This window comes from Enterococcus sp. AZ009 (assembly GCF_050548785.1).
GTDB lineage: Bacteria > Bacillota > Bacilli > Lactobacillales > Enterococcaceae > Enterococcus_D > Enterococcus_D entomosocium.
Window position 1 is genome coordinate 985,726 of sequence record NZ_CP172960.1, and the last position, 18,172, is coordinate 1,003,897.

Genomic DNA, 18,172 nt, shown 5'->3' on the forward strand with positions numbered 1-18,172 from the left:
ATGCTCTTTTTTGAATATAAACTTACTTTTTGGGAATATCTATCTTTGTTTATAGGGTCTATAATTATTTGTATTTCTTGGCAATACTATCTAAGTACTCAAAAATAATTCTTAAAAGATATAAATAGAAAACTTATTGAGAGAAACTACGATGAATTGACGAAAGTTAAAAATATTAGAAGCTTAAATGAAGACGTAGATAGTATGACAGATGTTGAAAAGGAAAAGCTTATTTTTATTATGATGGATTTAGATCATTTTAAAAGAATTAATGATCACTATGGACACATTACAGGAAATCGTGCTTTAATATTCTTTTCAAAAAAAATAACAACTTTTCTTAGTGAAGCACACCAAGATCAAGTAGAGGTTTATAGATATGGAGGCGAAGAATTTTTAGTTATTTTCAAAGACAGTACATTAAAGTCTGTTCAAAAGACTATATTAAGATTTCAGGCATTCTTATTAAAAAATAAGTTGAATATTGGAGGGGAAAGAAAGATTACGCTTTATTTTTCTGCTGGCATTTCTAAGTATGATTCTTCTTTAGATGTATATGAACTCATCAATCAGGCTGATCAAGCGCTGTATGCTGCAAAAAAAAGAGGTAGAAACACAGTTGTTGTTTATTCTTGATTTATTATGCAATTAAACATGATTTTGGCTTGATCAAGATCTCTTGGACGGTTCATTAAAATAGTATTGTTTAACAAGGGCATTTTACTTGCTATATATAAATAATTGTTCTAAAATTTTCTAGTGTGTCTCATTAAAAGAGTAGCGGAGAAAGCAGATTGGGGAAGTCTTCTTTTTATATGTTGCTTTTATATTTATAGGTGAGTAAATCTACTGTAATGATAATATATTTATCGTTTTTCAGAAGGTTTCATCAAAGGACGCAAAGAGAAAGTTCTATTTTTCTCTTTGCGTCCTTTTCTAAACTATTTATTGGAAAGTAAAGATCTACTAAACTGAAACCAATCATTGATATAACAAATCATGCACATAACTTAATATTTATCATGCTATTGGAGGGCTTATGGAAGAAAATAAATACATCGAGATTGTTAAAGTGTTCTCAAAACTTGGGTTCTTTGCTTTTGGTGGACCAGCTGCTCATATCGCTATGATGGAAGAAGAAGTCGTGGATAAAAGGCAATGGATGTCTAAGGAAGAGTTTCTAGATTTATTAGGATTTACTAACTTGATTCCTGGTCCAAACTCTACAGAGATGGCAATTATATTAGGTCATCGGCGTGCTGGAAAATGGGGATTATTTTTAGCAGGTATTTCATTTATTTTACCAGCAATGGTCATTGTAATGATTATAGGGCACTTTTATAAATTATATGGAGACCTTCCTAGAGTTCAAACAATTATGGAGTATATAAAGCCTGTCATTGTAGCAATTATTGTAGCAGCTCTAATAAAGCTTTTTAAAACAGCTATAAAAGATATGTCTACATTTATTGTTTTTTGCCTGTCTCTGCTTTTGGTTGTTTTTGGTGCTTCGGAACTCACTGTGTTAATAGTTGCCGCAATACTCTTACTATTAATAAAAAAAGATTGGAATTTTAAAAATTATGTCATAGAGCCATTTAGTCTCTCAATTTTATTTTTAACTTTCCTGAAAATAGGTTTACTTTTATATGGTAGTGGCTATGTATTACTTGCGTTTATCCAATCAGAATTTGTTGATAAGTTACAAGTATTGACCCAAGTTCAAATGATAGATGCCATATCTGTAGGCGAATTTACTCCTGGGCCTGTATTTACTACAGCAACTTTTATTGGATATTTACTTTTCGATATCCCAGGTGCTTTGGTAGCTACAGTAGGGATTTTTTTACCATCGTTTCTACTGGTTCTTATATTAGCACCACTATTTTCCAAGCTTAAACAATCCAATACATTTTCCAAAATGTTAATTGGTATAAATGCGGCAGCATTAGCATTGATGGCTAATGTTACCATCCAATTAGGACAAAATATCTTTGTTGAATGGTATTTCATTTTAATTTTTTTTATTAGTCTATTAGGTATTCTTAAATACAAAATTAACTCTGCATTCTTCATCTTAGGGGGAATTCTATTAGGTCTATTTTTATGATTTAGATTAGATGATCTATTGATAAGAGTTTTGCATAAGAATGTTAGGGTATTTATGTATAAAAACAATAGATTTTTTTGTATTTAAACGAGTTATTAATGACGCGTCTCACTTAGAATATAATTATATTCATCGGGATTTAGAAAAGATTACTGATCCTAACTTGAAGGACGAAGAAGTAGAGTATTTGATTGTAAATCAGATACATCACAGACTTTTAAAAAGTTCACACAGATCGTTATTTGGAAATAAAATAATAATAAAAAGTATTGATGAAAAAGATTACAAGTTATTAAGATATTATGTGGAAGCATTATCGGAAAACCACTATAGAATAAAATAATATTCCTTAAAGTCTTAGGTTTCGAAAAGTTAATTATTACTTATGTGAATGGTTTTTAAATAAATGATTGCTTGATAAAAAATGATTATGAATTCTACAATATTGATTTTAACGGATCAGAAATTATAGGATTTTGCTCTATTTTAAAATCGAGCTGAAGCTGGATCTAAGAATAGGAGACAATAAATAGATGTACTGCTTTATTAACATAAAAAAAGCAATTTTTAATCTGTGATGATTGGCTTGCTAGTTTGTGATATTTTTTAGTTAAAAGTTACTTGCATTTGCTATGTCTAACTGTAGGTAATACCATTTTGGAGGGATGATATGGAAGAAAGTGAGAGTTTTGAACAGCACTGGCTATTGTCATCTAGTATCCAACGTGTAAAATATCTGAAACTTCTTTCCGCCTATCCAAAAACTACTTGGACGGAGGAGGAAAAGAAGGTATTTCTCTGGTTGTGTCAGATGGATATCGATACACTTGAAACAATGGAGATCATTTTTAGCAAATTAGCACACAAAAAATGAATAAGATAGCTACTCATTCTTACAAGTAGCTGCCTTTAATATGAAAAGAGCTTGGCCATTAGAGAGTTTCACTCCTTATGCTAGTTTTTCTAATTCATGTATTGCATTTTCGATTGTAGTACCGGTTGCCACTTTGGTTTCATCATTTTTAGAAAAAACAATAAACAAGTTTAAGTTAGTGTCCAAAGTAACACGATAATCAATTGTTTTGTTAGTGAATGTCATAATACATTCTCCTCTCTCAAATAGTGACGAAAGGTAACGATAACGTTCATAGCGAAATTCTATATAGATAGTATAGCACATTAAAAATAAAATAGTGTATAGTGAGTGATAAGTTTATAAAAAAATAATATTTTTATGTAAAGTTGCAACTAAAGAGTTTGTGTGGTATACTACTTATAGTGATAAACTTTGAAACGTATTAAGAGTGCTATACAGAAATTTATACTCTCCTTTTGCTTATCAAACAATTATTGCAACAAAATGCATTCGTAATGATGCACAAGGAGGAAATAGTATGAATAAAGGTACAGTAAAGTGGTTTAATGCAGACAAAGGTTTTGGTTTTATAACCGGAGAGAATGGTCAAGATATCTTTGCTCATTTTTCTGCGATTCAAGCAGATGGATTCAAGTCTCTCGATGAAGGGCAAGCAGTCACTTTTGATACTGAAGAAGGTCAACGTGGTATGCAAGCTGCTAATATCTATAAAGCATAAAAGTGCCTTTTAACCCGTCTCAACATGTGTGAGGCGGTTTTTTCATACTTCAAAGGAGGGGTAAGAATGAGTTTTTCACAATGGAAACCACAACAACTTTCAATAGAAGGCCAAGCTTTTCATATAGATCAACAGGTCATATTTCGATATAGAAAAAAACAAGCAGCTGGAACAATTATAAAGCTACTCAGCAATTCGGCAGTTGTAACCCTTTCAAATTCAGAAGTGACGAATACTACGGAAAGAACAGTTATAAATTATAAAAATTTAATGAGTAACTGAAATCAATGAAGAATAGATTGAGTTTTTTGATCACGTACTATGTATATGTAAACTGGATAGACGATTGGTTTGAGTGGAGGAATAAAATGCAAAAAGAAGCTATTCATCAGTTAATCGTAAAATTGACACTTAACAAAAATTGGCTTAATGACCCAATGATTGTTAATCAAGTGAAATATCTAGGAGATCAACTTTCTTGTACACGACGTTCTCCGATTAATTATAATCAGATTCAGGGAATCAATGTTTATTATCTGGATGGTTCTGAAAAAATGTATACTTCTTTAAAAAGTTGCTGTGAAGGAGAAAAACTCTTCAAAGGAACCATCCAGAAATATATTTTATCTGATTCACCCATAGCAGATGGCAGATATTTCTGTGTCATTCGCTAATCTATAAACTTCTAAATCCGCCACCATAAGTTTTGCGATAAATATTTCTTTTTATTAAGCAGATTAAGGATGAACATTTAGTTCATTAGATACAGATATACAAAAAAACTAGCTATGATCAGCTAGTTAAATTATTTATACATAAGAGAGTTACATCTAGATTTAGCTTCCTCTAAAGTAGAAAATTTTTCGATATCAATATCGTAAATAAATAATTTGAGTTGAATATTGTGCAACTCTTTCAAATTTAGCACAGCAAATGACGTGATCAAAGGTGGTCTCGATTGAAAATCATACAAATTTGTTTTTGCTTTTGATGAATATAAACGGTAGTCCGAACTAAAAACTTCCACTGGATAAAAATTAGTATTCATATTTGAACACCTACTTTCATGGTACTTATCCAGTATAGCACTTAAAAGAAGTCAAAAGTAAAAATAGAAAAAACGTAAGGGATTCCTAAGCATTGCTTCTACATCGTAATTACTTGCAAAAAAGAAATATATAGCGTAGGCTGATTAAGCAACATGCATTAATCTAAGAAGAGTACCGGCACAGAAAACTTGGGGAAGTTTTTCTGGACTGCGCCGAATACTCTTCGTTTTTTTATTTTAACATTATTCTTACTTAATAAACATTAGAATATGAGAAGTTGCATTTAACTGATTTTATCTATTGCTTAATATTTTAATAGTCTACGGAATGTGAGGAGGTATTTAGTATAGTATTAGCATAGAGACAAGAGGCTTCTGGTTTCTCTAGAGTTAACTCCATGGTTTATTATAAATAAGAAGAATGAGGAGGAGATTCGATGAATATAAAAAAGCAGCTGAAATGTTTGATTTAAGTGTGGATACACTAAGCTATTATGAGCGTGTTGGCGTGATACCACCCGTTCACCGCCACGAGAGCGGCTACCGAGATTATACTACCAATGATTTAAATTGGATTTATCTAGCAAAAAACTTGCGAAATGCTGGATTGTCGATTGAATCTTTAATTGATTTTGCTCAACTAGTTCAATTACGTAAAACACAAAATGATGCTATATAGATAGAAGGAAAAATTTGGGAGGTTATCATTCTGGATGAAAAATAAGCGTAGCTATTAAAGAATTTTACATTTAACTGCTGAAAAGGAATGGTAAGATTCTCCAAAAATTGTCAATGAGGTTCAAACGATAGAAACAACTATTTTAGACGGACGCGCTTCGCCCATGAACTATTAGGAGTCAAACGAAATAAGAGTTACTGAATCATAAGAACAATGTCAGAAACTATGCAACGATCAGTGGCTGCGTAGCTAACGAACTACCGTGTCGAGTAATTATTACAAAACTTATTAAACCCGTGGTGCTAGTTAATTTTTTCCTAGAGGAAAATGTCTAAACATGTTGGTAAATCAACAAAAAAACGCATATAGTAGTCTCAAAACTCCCAAGAAATGAGGACTACATATGCGTTCATCAAAATATACTGAACATTATACAGATACTTTTATAACATTCAAGGAAATTATGAGAACTGTTTCTAACATATACCACAATTGTGTACCAGATAAGATTAAAAACCGAAGAAATACTGATCAACTGAAGCAACGCGATACAGTGATTATTGCTTGTGTTATATGGGGCATAATTAATGGCTATACTAGCCAAAGAGCCACGTATAGAGCGGTTTGTTCCGTCTTATTTCCTAATGGTGACTTTCCTAGTAGGAGTCGATTCACTCGCTTAAGTTCAAACTTAGCTTACACTATCAAGATTATTCGATACTTTTTCATCAAGAAGCTCACCAAAGGTGAACTAGTCGGAATTATAGATAGTTTTCCTAGTTTATTATGTAAACCAGTTAGAAATAGACAAGCAAAACTATTGAATCAAATAGCCAAAGTTGGCTATAACTCAACAAAAAAATCTTATTTTTATGGTCTTAAAATTCATATGATCGTTACTAAGACTGGCTTTCCGATTACTTACTAAATCACGAATCCAGGTGTCCATGACGTGAAAGTGTTAGAGACTTTATCGGAAGAAGCGAATCTTCCCAATATCCTAGGGGACAAAGGATATATTAGCCATAAAATCCATGAAAAACTTGCCCTTAAGGGCATTACTATATCCGTTCCGCCACGTAAAAACATGGATAAATCAGAAAAACTAGACCACAGCTTACTTGGAAAACAAAGAAAAACAGTTGAGACTGTTTTTTCTTCCTTAGAAAAATTAGGTTGTCAAAATTTCAACTCACGTTCTGTTAAAGGGCTAGAGAGTAGATTTGAAAGCATATTACTGGCTTACAGTGTTCTATTAAGTCGAGCACAACGACGTTTTGAAGGAACTTTGAGATATTCTTTAGGATATTAAAATTAACTAGCACCACGGGTGATTTATAGTATACTATGTCAAAAGGAGGAGTTAGATGAACAATCAAATCACACTAGCGTATTTAGATTATGATGATCTAGATGCTTTACAAGTTGTAAGTGTTGTCAGTTTTTATGAATCGTTTATCGATGGCGCAGATCCACTTGATATGCAAGGATATTTACAGACACAATTGACAACTGAAATATTGGCAGTAGAATTGGCACAGTCAACCAGTAAATTTATTGGTATTAAGGATCATCAAATACTCATTGGTTATATGAAAGTCAATGATGAAAAAGATGCTATAGAGATTCAACGGCTCTATCTGCTCAAAGATTATCAAAACAAAGGGTTAGGGCAACGGTTACTCGATGAAGCGAATCGTTATGCTAAAACGAAACAAAAACGTTATTTACGTTTGACTGTTTATGAAAAAAATCATGCAGGTATTCGTTTTTATGAACGTCATGGATTTAAAAAAATCGGGATCAAACATTTTCCTTTAGGAAAACAAGATCGTATTTGTCCGATTTTAGAAAAAGAAATCTAAAAAAACGTCCTCACTTTTGATGCTGAGGACGTTTTTTTAGACTGGTAATGGAACCATAATTCGCTTTCCTTTTTGATAAATCGCTAATTCCGTCACACCTTTTGCTTTTAACAGAGCAAAAAGATCATCGAAATGGAAACGGAAATGTTCAAGGTAATGCCCATCTGATCCAACACTAAACAAGGTACCACCACGTGAAAGATATAAATCGATGACATATTCATATAACGCTAAATTGTCATACAAGTAAGCGCTCTTAGCATTTAATTCGAATGCCAATTTATTTTTGATTACTTGATCTAGAATCGGTAAAAACTGCGCTTCATATTGTTTAAATTCAGCAACGGATAGACCAAATACCCGAAAACCATAGTCAAAATGAGCAAAGACATCTGCTTCTATAACAACTAGTGCTTCTGAAAGTTGTGCAAAATACTGAGGAATCACAATAGCAGGATCCATATCTTTGACTTCGTCATCTAAATAATCAAATTGACCATTATGATGCACACTGAGTAATTTTAAATCGTAATCTTTATCGGCTAAATAGTCGATGATCCGATCCTTTTCAGAAGCGATGTAACCGATTTCGATGCCTTTTAAAACACGATTGCCAAAACGCTTATTTAAGCTATCGATTGTTTGACTGTACATTTCATAATCGGGGATATCATCGACTTTAGTAACAGGATTGGCTAAGTCAAAATGTTCAGTTGTCACGACGTAACCATCGTAGTTTGTTAAATAGTCCTCATTTCTTGGGAGTTTTGAGACTACTATATGCGTTTTTTTGTTGATTTACCAACATGTTTAGACATTTTCCTCTAGGAAAAAATTAACTAGCACCACGGGTAGTATTTTATATTCTTATATTAAAAAGAAAGATGCCGTTTGCATCTTTCTTTTTTTAGTTAAAAGGGAGAATTTATAAAATTAATGAAGTTTTAGTAATGAATCTATTGAAAAATTTTTTTCCATTAGTAATATTGTCTAATAATCAGAATATTCAGAAAAAGGAGGGGCAATATGTCGGAATTTTTTCAGTGGAAATTAGTTTGGGAATATTTTCCAAAGGTTTTAAGTGCTTTGCCGGTTACGTTGATGATAGTAGCAGTGGCGTCGATTACAGGATTGCTTTTAGGGATTTTACTTGCATTTATTCGTGTCGAAAAAGTGCCATTTCTGAGTCAACTGGCGGCAGTCTTCGTTTCATTTATTCGAGGCACACCGATATTGGTTCAACTGTATGTTGTGTATTATGGTGTACCCGCCTTATTACAAATGATTCAAATCGATGTTTCCTCATGGAATAAAATTATTTTCATCTATATCACCTACGGATTAAATACTGCTGCCTTTCAGTCTGAAACTTTCCGGGCTGCGATTCTAAGTGTACCGGTCACACAGAAGGAAGCGAGTATTGCTTGCGGATTGACGAAAACACAAATGTATCGACAAGTGATTTTACCGCAAGTTGTCCGTGTCGCATTACCTGCATTTGGTACAACTACGATTGCACTGCTGCAAGACACATCGCTGGCTTTTACCATTGGGGTAGTGGATGTTGTCGGCAAAGCGCGAGCGATAGGCGCAGTGACCTTCCATACACTTGAAGGCTATGTCGGTGCGGCGATCTTGTTTATTACCTTAAGCTTCCTCTTAGAACGTGTTTTCACCGGTCTGGAACGTCGGATGAGTTTTTCGAAAACAAAACAACAAACAGCAAAAGTACCACTGATATCATGGACCAAAAAACAGCAAAAAATCAAAACAACATAGGAAAATTTTGGGTAGAGGGAAAGGGAGGAATTCAAATGAAAAAAACGATTTTAGGTGCAATTACATTGGTGACACTTTTGGTTTTAGGGGCTTGCGGAAGCAGTTCTGCCGACACTGCAAGCAGTGGAGCAAGTGATGCAACAGAAATCAAGGTGGGTACTGGGAATGAAGCATTGCCATATGCTTATTTAGACGAAAATGGTGAATATGATGGCTATGATGTCGCCGTCGTTAAAGCAATCGACGAAAAATTACTTGATTATACCTTTACCTTTGAAGGAGCGGATTTCCCAACGACGTTATCAAATTTAGAAAGCAATAAAGTCCAGATGGCTGCCTATGAATATGAAGTCAATGATGAACGGAAAGAAAAATTCGTCTATGGGGATGTTGGGTATGTGGTCTGGGATACGTATATTGTCTCTGATCCAGATGCCGGTACGGTCTACGATAGCTTCGAAGATTTAGCAGGAAAAAAAGTCTATGTGACGACTGCTACTAACCAAGCAGCAATGGCTGAGGCTTATCTGGCAGAAAATCCCGATGCTTTTGAATTGGTTTATGGGGAATACAACAACGAGCAAATCGTACAAGCAGTCACTTCAGGTGCGGTCGATGCAACGTTAGCACCAGAATATCAAGTCGATAATTGGAACAATTCATTTAGTGAAAATCTAGAGATCGGCAGCGAACCAGTCCACAACTCAGATGCCTACTTATTGTTCAACAAAGAAGCTGACCAAGACTTTATTGATGCGGTCAATACAGCATTAGAGGAATTGAAAGCAGATGGAACGATCAAAGAATTATCAGAAAAATATCTAGATGGGGATTACGTCCCAGAATAGGGAGGAATGGCGATGAGTTTTCAATTGTCTATTATGATCGAAGCGCTGAAAACAGCAAGTCATTATATTGGTACGACGCTTTTTATGGCGTTGACCGCACTAGTCATTGGCGCGGTGGTTGGGTTGATCATCGCCTTGATTCGTCTGTATAGGATCAAGATCCTCGTACCAGTGCTGCAAGTGATTGTCACGGTCTTAAAAGGGGTCCCAGTGGTTTTAGTGATTTTAGCGTTATATCTTATTTCTGCTAAACAGTTTGATATTTGGGCGGAGTCGATGCATTGGACTTTGCGATTTAAAGATTTCAACATGGTTTGGATAGCGATCGCCGCCTTGAGTTTAATGTCTGCTATCAATAGCAGCGAGATTTTCAGGGGCGCATTTGCGGCAGTCAAAAAAGGGCAGTTCGATGCAGCCAAATCGATCGGCATGACGAACTTACAAGTCATCCGTCGTGTGCTGCTCCCGCAAGCCTGGCCGATTTCATTGCCCATGTTCAGTAATTTGCTGATCTCATTGGTTAAAGCGTCGGCCTTAGCTTCCATGGTCAGTGTTGTCGATGTTTTTGCGGCAGCTAAAATCACGGCCCAGCAAAATTATCGGTTTTTAGAAGCGTATGTGGCTGTTGCGATCATTTATTGGCTGATTAGTTTGGTCATCGAAAAAGGGGCACAATTACTGGAAAATCGGCTGTTGCGCAAACTAAGGAGGGCCGCATTATGATGAAAGTAACGGATATCCATAAGCGATTCGGCAAACAAGAAGTGTTAAAAGGGATTGATCTTGATGTCGCTAAAGGCGAAGTAGTCGTCTTATTGGGGCCTTCCGGTTCGGGAAAAACGACCTTCTTGCGTTGTCTCAATTTTTTGGAACGAGCAGATCAAGGTGTGATTCAATTGGGAGAAACCACCACCACATTGCACAAAGCAAGTAAAAAAGAAATATTGACCCATCAACGGCAAACAGCGATGGTTTTCCAAAATTATGCCTTGTTTCAAAATAAAACAGCCAAAGAAAATATCATGATGCCATTGATCGTGACCAAAAAACAAAGCAAAGAAGCTGCCCTGCGAACAGCAGAGGCTTTGTTGGATCAAGTCGGTTTGTCTGAACGACAAAATTTTTATCCTAGCCAACTGTCAGGTGGACAACAACAGCGTATCGGGATCGCCCGTGCGTTGGCGTTGAATCCTAAGGTCATCTTGTTTGATGAACCTACCTCGGCATTGGACCCGGAACTAGTGGGACAGACATTGGCGCTGCTCAGAGAAATTGCGGAAGCCGGTGCGACCATGGTATTGGTGACCCATGAAATGAAATTCGCGTATGAAGTAGCAGACAAAGTCGTTTTCATGGAGAATGGACATATTGTTGAACAAGGCACACCGCAACAAGTATTCGAGGAAACCAAAGAAGAACGAACCAAAGCCTTTTTAGCCCGCTTTACCACACAGCTGGCCGGCTAACAACTATGCAGGGAGGAAATAGAATGGCCTATCAATTCGCACAACGTATCATGACATTAGAAGCATCTCCATTAAGAGAGAATGCAAAAAAAAATATGGAGTCTGCAGCAGCTATTTCCTTTGCTTACGGATTTCCACCGACAGAAGCATTTCCAATGGCTACATTGAAAGAGATCTCGCAAAAATTAGATAACGAAGCGGACCCAGAGTCTTTCTTGCAGTATGGGGCATCAGAGGGGTATCCGCGCTTACGGACCTTGATCAAAGAACGTTTGCGTCAATTGTCAAATATCGATAACGAAGAGGAGGTGCTGGTGGTTTCGGGCTCGACCCAAGCCATGGATTTGGCGGTAAAAGTCTTTTGTAATGAAGGCGATGTGGTGTTATGCGAGGAGCAAACATTTTCCGGTGCGGTGAATGCTATCAAAGGATATGGGGCGATACCAGTGCCGGTACCGATGGATCTTGCAGCAGAATCAATGGATCTTGACGCTTTAGAAACAATCCTCAAAACAGACGCAAGAGTGAAAATGTTGTATCTGATCCCCACTTTCCAAAACCCTTTAGGCACATCAATGCCATTGGAAAAACGTAAAGCCATTTATGCATTGGCATGTCAATATGATGTGCTGATTTTTGAAGACGATCCTTACGGTGAGTTGTTGTATGAAGGTACACCGATCCCTAAGATGAAAACATTAGATACCGAAGGACGAATCATTTATGCGGGATCTTTTTCAAAAATTTTGGCACCCAGCAGCCGGATTGGTTTTATGATGGCTGCTGGTCCTGCAATGGAAAAATTGATTTTGGCCAAGCAATCCGCCGATTCCCACACCAATTTTTATTGGCAAGTGGTATTGGCCGAATATATGGATCATCATGATTTCGAAGGTCATGTGGCCCAATTGACCTTGTTGTATCAAGAGAAATATGCCCGCATGCTGCAAGCATTACAGGCACTGCCAACGGATAAGCTTACCTTTATCAAACCAACAGGCGGCTATTTTATCACCTGTTTCCTATCGACTGAGATGGACGCAGAGCGGTTCTATGATTACCTTGATGAGGCGAAAGTTGCGGTCATTCCAGGCAATATCATGAGTGTTGCGGGAAAAGGCTATGAGCATTCATTTCGGCTGAATTTTACGAAGCCGACATTGGCACAGATCGATCAAGGGATCGCTTTATTAGGTGATGCGTTGGAATACGCTATGCCGCCAGCATATGAAGGGGTCATTTAGGAGGTGTTGCCAATGAAATTGATTTATTACGGGGTAAGTGAAGAGGAAATTGCTTATATCGAACGGTGGCAATTTATCCACAAAACACCAGTGACGATCGTAATGGAGGGCTTGTCTTGGGAGAATATCCATTTGGCAGCAGGGCACGACGGCATCTGTTTGTATCCTAGTCTGGCTATGCAGCAAGATGAGTCCCTGTACCAACGCTTGCATATTTTAGGGATGAAGCAGTTATCGATCAAATCAACGGGGGTCGACGGTGTTCGTTTTGACTGGGCGCAAAAGCATCAGTTGACGGTCACCAATGTCCCTTCTTATAGCCCAACATCGGTGGGCCATTACACTGTGATGTCGATCTTGATGGCTTTACGCAATATTCCAGCAATGATCAAAGGAAAACTTGATCGACGGTCTGTGATTGGTCGGGAGCTACAAGACGTAACAGTCGGTTTGTTAGGCACTGGTCGAATCGGTGCTCTAGTCGCAGAAGCGATTTATCATATGGGGGGACATGTGATTGCCACTAGTAGGAGTGAAAATCCTCGGTTGAAGGGGATTGTCGAATATGTGTCCTTTGAGACCTTGATTGCTGCATCGGACGTCTTGTCGATCCATATCCCGCTGACAAAAGCATCAGAAGGGCTATTTTCGGCCTCTGTTTTTGCACAGATGAAGCCTGGCAGTTGTCTGGTCAATACGGCACGTGGGGGAATCGTTGATACGGATGCGTTGATTGCCGCACTCGCGCAAGGGCGTTTGTCTGGTGCTGTATTAGACGCTATCGCCAATGAAGAACGGTATTTTTCAGTTGGGTGGGATCAAAATCCTTATTATCAACAGCTGAATCAACTGCCAAATGTGCTTTTGACCCCGCATATTGCGTATTATACCCAATTGGCTGTACAAGAAATTGCAGAAACAGCTTTGAACAATGCAAGAGATATTTTGCTAGAAGGACAATCTGCCAATACGATCGCGCTTTGAGCGATAGAAAAGAAAGGGTGGGAGTATGCTGCAAGCAGAAATCAAAGGATTGAAGAAGTCTTTCGATAAACAAGTCATCTTAAAAAATGTTGGCTTACAAATTGAACGTGGGGAAGTTGTATGCATCATTGGTCCTAGCGGCTCTGGAAAAACGACCTTTTTGCGTTGCTTGAATTTGTTGGAGCAGCCTGATGCGGGGAGTTATTCTATCGGTGACTTCCAGTATGATCTCGCACATATTGGCAAAACCCAACGATTGGAGATCGCCCGCAAAACAGCGATGGTCTTTCAATCCTATGAGCTGTTCAGCCACATGAATGTGTTGCAAAATGTGGCGGAAGGACTACGCACACCACGGCGTTTCCCAAAAAAACTGGCAGAAAAAGCAGCGTTATCTGCCTTAGAAAAAGTGGGTTTGGCAGATAAAGCTATGATGTATCCTAGTCAACTGTCTGGCGGACAGCAACAACGTGTAAGTATCGCCAGAGCGATGGCTTTGACGCCAGAGTTATTACTGTTTGATGAACCCACTTCAGCGCTCGATCCAGAACTTGTCGGTGATGTCCTAAATGTCATGAAGCAACTGGCTGATAGTGGGCAAACGATGATCATCGTGACGCATGAAATGCAATTTGCACAAGAAGTCGCGGATAAAGTGATATTCATGGCGGATGGTGTGGTGGTAGAAGCGGGAACACCAGAAGAAATTTTTGAGGATCCGCAAGAAGAATGTACACAGCAATTTTTGACACAAGTACGTTTTCAATTAGCTGTATAGAAGCGAGGCACAATATGGAAAATGTGAACAGCTCTAGTCGGCTTTGGTCGAAAGATTTTTACTTAGTGATGGTGGTCACGGTACTAGCAATGACAGCCATCACGACCCAAATGGGGACTATGCCGTTATATGTTGCTTCTTTAGGTGGTTCTAAAGCAGTATCCGGCGCCATTGTAGGTGTCTTGGGGCTATCTGCTTTGTTTTGCCGTTTGCCAATCGGTGTGGCATTGGATCGATATGGACGCAAAGTCTTGCTTTGTATGGGATTAGCCATTCTGTTGATTGATTTTAGTTTATTGAATCTGCTGCAGGGGCTATTGATGCTTTTTTGTCTGCGCATCTTGCAAGGGGTGGGCAATAGTTTGCAAGCGACAGCAGCAGCGACGATGGCAGTTGATACGATTCCTGAAGGCAAATTAGCAGTCGGATTGGGGTATTTCAGTATCGCCCAGGCTGTGCCGAGTGCCATCGGCCCGTTGATAGGACTTGCTGTTGTAGAAAATTATGGATTTCCTGTACTTTTTCGGATGGCTGTCTTGTTGAGCGGAACAGCTTTTTTGTTGAGTTTCTTTTTGAAAGAACAGCCCTTTTCACGGAGGAATACGCACTCTGGCGAAGCGAAATCATCGTTACGAGAACTGCTTCGCATCAAAGCGGTTGTGTTTCCTAGCGGTATCCTTTTTTTGATATGCTTTGCCAATTCTGGCGTGGTGGCGTTTATTGCACAATATGCCCTTGAACGTGAGATTATCGGCGCAGGCTATTATTTTACGGTCATGTCGATCATGACGGTCACAACACGGGTCGTATTTCCACGTTTGCTCGCCAAAATCCAAACGGCTACATTGATTTATGGCAGTTTATTATTGATTTTGGTTTCTTTTTGTCTGTTGCCATTTACGACACAGCTCAGTAGCTTGCTTCTGGCCGCGAGTTGTTATGGTGTCGGTTATGCCGGCTTATTGCCTGTGATGAATACGATTGTATTAGAATCGGTGTCTGAGGCGCAGCGAGGGCAAGGGACAGCGGTATTTTCAGCAGCCTTAGATGTAGCTTATGGAGGTGGGGCTTTTTTGTGGGGAATCATCGCCAGTCTTTTTGGCTTTGACATGATGTTTTTTGGGTGTGGTCTGTTTGCTTGTGGGGCGATGATTGTTTATCGCTATTTCCAATTATCTCAGCGTTGATGTTAGGAAATTTAACATAGGATGTAATCTGCAACTTGCGCTTCTGTTGTTTTCTCGATAAACTGAGAAAATAATGAGAACGGGGGATGATTATGGATAACTTAGACCGCAAGATACTGAACATCATGCAGCAAAATGCCCGAGTCACTGTCAAGCAGATCGCAGAGCAATGCTTTATTTCATCGCCATCTGTTTCTGTGCGGGTACAAAACCTTGAAACCCTTGGGTATATCCGTTCTTATCAGGCACTGATCGACTACCAAAAACTTGGTTATCTGATCAAAGCGTATGTCCATTGCGCAGTGAATGCCAAAGATAAAGAAGCCTTCTATGCCTATATCGCAGACATCCCAAATGTGATCGAGTGTGACTGTATCACTGGAGATTATTCTATGCTCTTGAAGGTTTATTTTAGTGATACGGTCGTCTTGGATCGGTTTATCACAGATTTGCAATTTTATGGGGATACCAAAACCCACATTGTATTTTCAACGAATGTCGGACCACGAGGGTTGCAAGTGCCAGTCGATGACCAGTGACCCCTGTATATAAAAAAAGCGTGCCTGTCTATGTGAGATAAGCGCGCTTTTTGGGTTTTCAGAATTGATATCCTCGAGAGGGAACTGGCGTCGAGAAAACGATTTGGGTGTTGGTTCGACCGAATTTTTGCAAGTCATTGATAAAGCTGTCCAATGATTTGGTAGAAGGGAAAACGACTTTGATTAACATTGAATAAGGGCCGGTGACACAATCACATTCCAACACATTGGGGATCGCCTGTATGAAAGGATAGAAACTTGCTTTTTGCTGTGGTTCGATCGACAGGTGGATAAATGCTTTGATCGGCAAGCCGGCTTGTTCATAGTCAATCGTCGCTTGATAATACAACAATTGCTCGGTTTCTTCTAAATGTTTTATTCGTTGGGAAACAGCAGGTGCAGTGATGAATAACGCTTCACTTAACTTTTTGATCGATAACCGACCATTTTGCTGCAACAGATTCAACAACTTTTTATCTAGTTCATCCAAATACTTTCCTCTTTTCTGTTTTTGTACTGTTTCTCTTTGTTTTTCAAAGTGAAAGGAATCAATTTCAAGGATTAACAAAGAGATGGCTGAAAAGGCTCGTGTCTTTTTCTCTTATGTGATATTTTATCACATATAATACAAAAAGGGGTGTTTAAATCATGATGAGGATCGAATCAGATACAATTGGCAGTCTACCTATATACGAGGGGGCTTATTATGGTATTCATAGTTATCGCGCAAAAGAAAATTTTGCTTTCACTGATCAAAAAGTTGATCTGACGATGATCAAACAAGTAGCACGTATCAAAGCCGCAGCTGCGCTAGCCAATCAACAATCTGGCACGCTATCCAAAGAAAAAGCACAAATCATTGTGACTGCTGCGGAAGAAATCATCATGGGCAAGTGGGATGAAGAATTTATTGTTGATACATTTCAGGGGGGAGCAGGAACATCCACCAACATGAATGTGAATGAAGTGATCGCCAATCGCGGGTTAGAATTGATGGGGCATAAGAAAGGGGAATATCAATATCTTCATCCTTTAGACGATGTCAATCAAAGCCAATCCACCAATGATGTCTATCCTAGTGCTGGGAAACTGGCTTTGCTTGTATATATTGAACAATTGGATGAAGCGCTGGTACAGTTGATTGACAGATGGCATATGAAAGCGAAAGAATTTCAGCACGTGGCAAAAATGGGGCGAACCCAACTGCAAGAGGCGGTGCCAATGACAGTAGGGGAAAGTTTCGCTGCATATGCCCACAGTTTGACGCGTTGCCGTGAACGGCTGCACCACTTATCGGCAGAACTATTGACCTTAAATATGGGTGGGACAGCCATTGGGACAGGTCTTAATGCGTCCTATCGCTATCAAGAATACCTCTATCAAGAATTGAACCGACGTTTTCCAAGACCCTTACGGCCAGCGAATGACCTGATTGATAGTACACAGCATACCGACAGTTTCGCCTCGATTTCAGGTGGATTAAAAACGATTGCCATCACATTGAACAAAAGCGCCAATGATCTGCGTCTCTTAGCCAGCGGTCCGCGAACTGGTTTTCATGAACTCAACTTGCCAGCAAGACAAGCAGGCTCATCGATCATGCCGGGCAAAGTCAATCCAGTCATTCCAGAAGTTATCAGTCAAATTGCATTTCAAGTGATTGGAAATGACGGTGCCATCACCTTTGCGGCAGCTTCCGGAGAATTGGAATTGAATGCTTTTGAGCCGGTGATGTTCCATAATTTATTTGAATCATGTCAACTGTTGACCAAAGCGTGTCAAATTTTTGCCGATAAATGTGTGGCAGGTATTACCGTCAATGAAACAGCTTGTTCGAAAGCTGTAAATAACAGTACAGGGACTATTACAGCCCTTTCACCGCAAATTGGTTATGAAAAAGCCACTGCTTTTGTCAAAGAAGCATTGGAAAAAAATTGTTCCATCGAGGAGCTATTAAAGCAAGAAGAATTCTTGCGGACAGAAACTTATCAGTAAGGAAAAACTGAAATATCCATATACCTAAAAGCCTAAAAGCATAAAAAAATAAAAA

At 38.4% G+C, this 18,172-nt stretch carries 20 protein-coding genes and 2 pseudogenes; 19 read left to right on the forward strand and 3 right to left on the reverse strand.

Annotated elements, in window-relative coordinates; genetic code table 11:
- The first annotated feature begins 204 nt into the window (after nucleotides 1-204).
- The 3 genes from IGJ74_RS04540 to IGJ74_RS04550 all read left to right on the forward strand — a co-directional run bounded on the left by IGJ74_RS04540 (nucleotide 205) and on the right by IGJ74_RS04550 (nucleotide 2,984).
- Nucleotides 205-636: a GGDEF domain-containing protein gene (locus IGJ74_RS04540; protein WP_229045689.1), complete on the forward strand. Its 432-nt coding sequence runs from the start codon at nucleotides 205-207 to the stop codon at nucleotides 634-636.
- Between the two features lie 403 nt (nucleotides 637-1,039).
- Nucleotides 1,040-2,110: a chromate transporter gene (locus IGJ74_RS04545; RefSeq protein ID WP_005225247.1), complete on the forward strand. Its 1,071-nt coding sequence runs from the start codon at nucleotides 1,040-1,042 to the stop codon at nucleotides 2,108-2,110.
- A 670-nt stretch (nucleotides 2,111-2,780) separates the two neighbouring features.
- Entirely contained in the window at nucleotides 2,781-2,984 is a 204-nt protein-coding gene (locus IGJ74_RS04550) for a hypothetical protein (RefSeq protein ID WP_005225249.1), read from the forward strand.
- 75 nt (nucleotides 2,985-3,059) lie between these two features.
- Here the strand turns inward: IGJ74_RS04550 and IGJ74_RS04555 are convergent, their stop codons facing one another.
- The gene (locus IGJ74_RS04555) at nucleotides 3,060-3,209 is read right to left on the reverse strand and encodes a hypothetical protein (protein WP_175445299.1); all 150 of its coding nucleotides are present in this window, start codon (nucleotides 3,207-3,209) and stop codon (nucleotides 3,060-3,062) included.
- A gap of 295 nt (nucleotides 3,210-3,504) precedes the next feature.
- On the opposite strand from IGJ74_RS04555, the gene IGJ74_RS04560 reads away from it, so the two are divergent.
- The 6 genes and pseudogenes from IGJ74_RS04560 (at nucleotide 3,505) to IGJ74_RS04585 (ending at nucleotide 7,297) form a co-directional block, all read left to right on the forward strand.
- Nucleotides 3,505-3,705: a cold-shock protein gene (locus tag IGJ74_RS04560; RefSeq protein WP_074536940.1), complete on the forward strand. Its 201-nt coding sequence runs from the start codon at nucleotides 3,505-3,507 to the stop codon at nucleotides 3,703-3,705.
- 66 nt (nucleotides 3,706-3,771) lie between these two features.
- Nucleotides 3,772-3,987, forward strand: a complete 216-nt coding sequence (locus IGJ74_RS04565) for a hypothetical protein (protein WP_010748155.1) — start codon at nucleotides 3,772-3,774, stop codon at nucleotides 3,985-3,987.
- 86 nt (nucleotides 3,988-4,073) lie between these two features.
- Nucleotides 4,074-4,379 (forward strand): hypothetical protein, encoded by a 306-nt coding sequence (locus IGJ74_RS04570; RefSeq protein WP_060792665.1) that lies wholly within the window; start codon nucleotides 4,074-4,076, stop codon nucleotides 4,377-4,379.
- 795 nt (nucleotides 4,380-5,174) lie between these two features.
- Nucleotides 5,175-5,420, forward strand: a pseudogene (locus IGJ74_RS04575) (MerR family transcriptional regulator); the annotation flags it as partial.
- A 415-nt stretch (nucleotides 5,421-5,835) separates the two neighbouring features.
- Nucleotides 5,836-6,744: pseudogene (locus IGJ74_RS04580) on the forward strand (IS982-like element ISEfm1 family transposase).
- 55 nt (nucleotides 6,745-6,799) lie between these two features.
- Nucleotides 6,800-7,297 (forward strand): GNAT family N-acetyltransferase, encoded by a 498-nt coding sequence (locus IGJ74_RS04585; RefSeq protein ID WP_002295755.1) that lies wholly within the window; start codon nucleotides 6,800-6,802, stop codon nucleotides 7,295-7,297.
- A 36-nt stretch (nucleotides 7,298-7,333) separates the two neighbouring features.
- Here IGJ74_RS04585 and IGJ74_RS04590 read toward each other — a convergent pair whose 3' ends face one another.
- Nucleotides 7,334-8,017: a PHP domain-containing protein gene (locus tag IGJ74_RS04590; RefSeq protein ID WP_002335147.1), complete on the reverse strand. Its 684-nt coding sequence runs from the start codon at nucleotides 8,015-8,017 to the stop codon at nucleotides 7,334-7,336.
- 306 nt (nucleotides 8,018-8,323) lie between these two features.
- Here IGJ74_RS04590 and IGJ74_RS04595 point away from each other — a divergent pair, with 306 nt between their 5' ends.
- The 9 genes from IGJ74_RS04595 (at nucleotide 8,324) to IGJ74_RS04635 (ending at nucleotide 16,122) form a co-directional block, all read left to right on the forward strand.
- Nucleotides 8,324-9,076: an amino acid ABC transporter permease gene (locus IGJ74_RS04595; protein WP_003125416.1), complete on the forward strand. Its 753-nt coding sequence runs from the start codon at nucleotides 8,324-8,326 to the stop codon at nucleotides 9,074-9,076.
- Between the two features lie 35 nt (nucleotides 9,077-9,111).
- Complete coding sequence (locus tag IGJ74_RS04600; protein WP_074536903.1) at nucleotides 9,112-9,924, forward strand: transporter substrate-binding domain-containing protein; 813 nt, start codon at nucleotides 9,112-9,114, stop codon at nucleotides 9,922-9,924.
- A gap of 12 nt (nucleotides 9,925-9,936) precedes the next feature.
- Nucleotides 9,937-10,647: an amino acid ABC transporter permease gene (locus tag IGJ74_RS04605; protein ID WP_074536902.1), complete on the forward strand. Its 711-nt coding sequence runs from the start codon at nucleotides 9,937-9,939 to the stop codon at nucleotides 10,645-10,647.
- On the forward strand, nucleotides 10,644-11,390 hold the full coding sequence (locus IGJ74_RS04610; RefSeq protein ID WP_074536901.1) for an amino acid ABC transporter ATP-binding protein: 747 nt from the start codon (nucleotides 10,644-10,646) through the stop codon (nucleotides 11,388-11,390). The genes IGJ74_RS04605 and IGJ74_RS04610 overlap by 4 nt, the downstream gene beginning before the upstream one ends.
- A 23-nt stretch (nucleotides 11,391-11,413) precedes the next feature.
- Nucleotides 11,414-12,634 (forward strand): PLP-dependent aminotransferase family protein, encoded by a 1,221-nt coding sequence (locus IGJ74_RS04615; RefSeq protein ID WP_218193534.1) that lies wholly within the window; start codon nucleotides 11,414-11,416, stop codon nucleotides 12,632-12,634.
- Between the two features lie 12 nt (nucleotides 12,635-12,646).
- Complete coding sequence (locus tag IGJ74_RS04620) at nucleotides 12,647-13,618, forward strand: NAD(P)-dependent oxidoreductase (RefSeq protein ID WP_005470349.1); 972 nt, start codon at nucleotides 12,647-12,649, stop codon at nucleotides 13,616-13,618.
- Nucleotides 13,619-13,643: 25 nt separating this feature from the next.
- Nucleotides 13,644-14,396: an amino acid ABC transporter ATP-binding protein gene (locus tag IGJ74_RS04625; RefSeq protein ID WP_218193533.1), complete on the forward strand. Its 753-nt coding sequence runs from the start codon at nucleotides 13,644-13,646 to the stop codon at nucleotides 14,394-14,396.
- A 14-nt stretch (nucleotides 14,397-14,410) separates the two neighbouring features.
- Nucleotides 14,411-15,583 carry an MFS transporter gene (locus IGJ74_RS04630; protein ID WP_074536900.1) on the forward strand — a complete coding sequence of 391 codons (1,173 nt, stop codon included), beginning with the start codon at nucleotides 14,411-14,413 and terminating at the stop codon, nucleotides 15,581-15,583.
- Between the two features lie 92 nt (nucleotides 15,584-15,675).
- Entirely contained in the window at nucleotides 15,676-16,122 is a 447-nt protein-coding gene (locus IGJ74_RS04635) for an Lrp/AsnC family transcriptional regulator (protein WP_005470356.1), read from the forward strand.
- Nucleotides 16,123-16,180: 58 nt separating this feature from the next.
- On the opposite strand, the gene IGJ74_RS04640 is transcribed toward IGJ74_RS04635, so the two are convergent.
- Nucleotides 16,181-16,612: an Lrp/AsnC family transcriptional regulator gene (locus IGJ74_RS04640; RefSeq protein WP_003125427.1), complete on the reverse strand. Its 432-nt coding sequence runs from the start codon at nucleotides 16,610-16,612 to the stop codon at nucleotides 16,181-16,183.
- A gap of 158 nt (nucleotides 16,613-16,770) precedes the next feature.
- Here IGJ74_RS04640 and IGJ74_RS04645 point away from each other — a divergent pair, with 158 nt between their 5' ends.
- Nucleotides 16,771-18,117: an aspartate ammonia-lyase gene (locus IGJ74_RS04645; RefSeq protein WP_003125428.1), complete on the forward strand. Its 1,347-nt coding sequence runs from the start codon at nucleotides 16,771-16,773 to the stop codon at nucleotides 18,115-18,117.
- The last annotated feature ends 55 nt before the right edge of the window (nucleotides 18,118-18,172 follow it).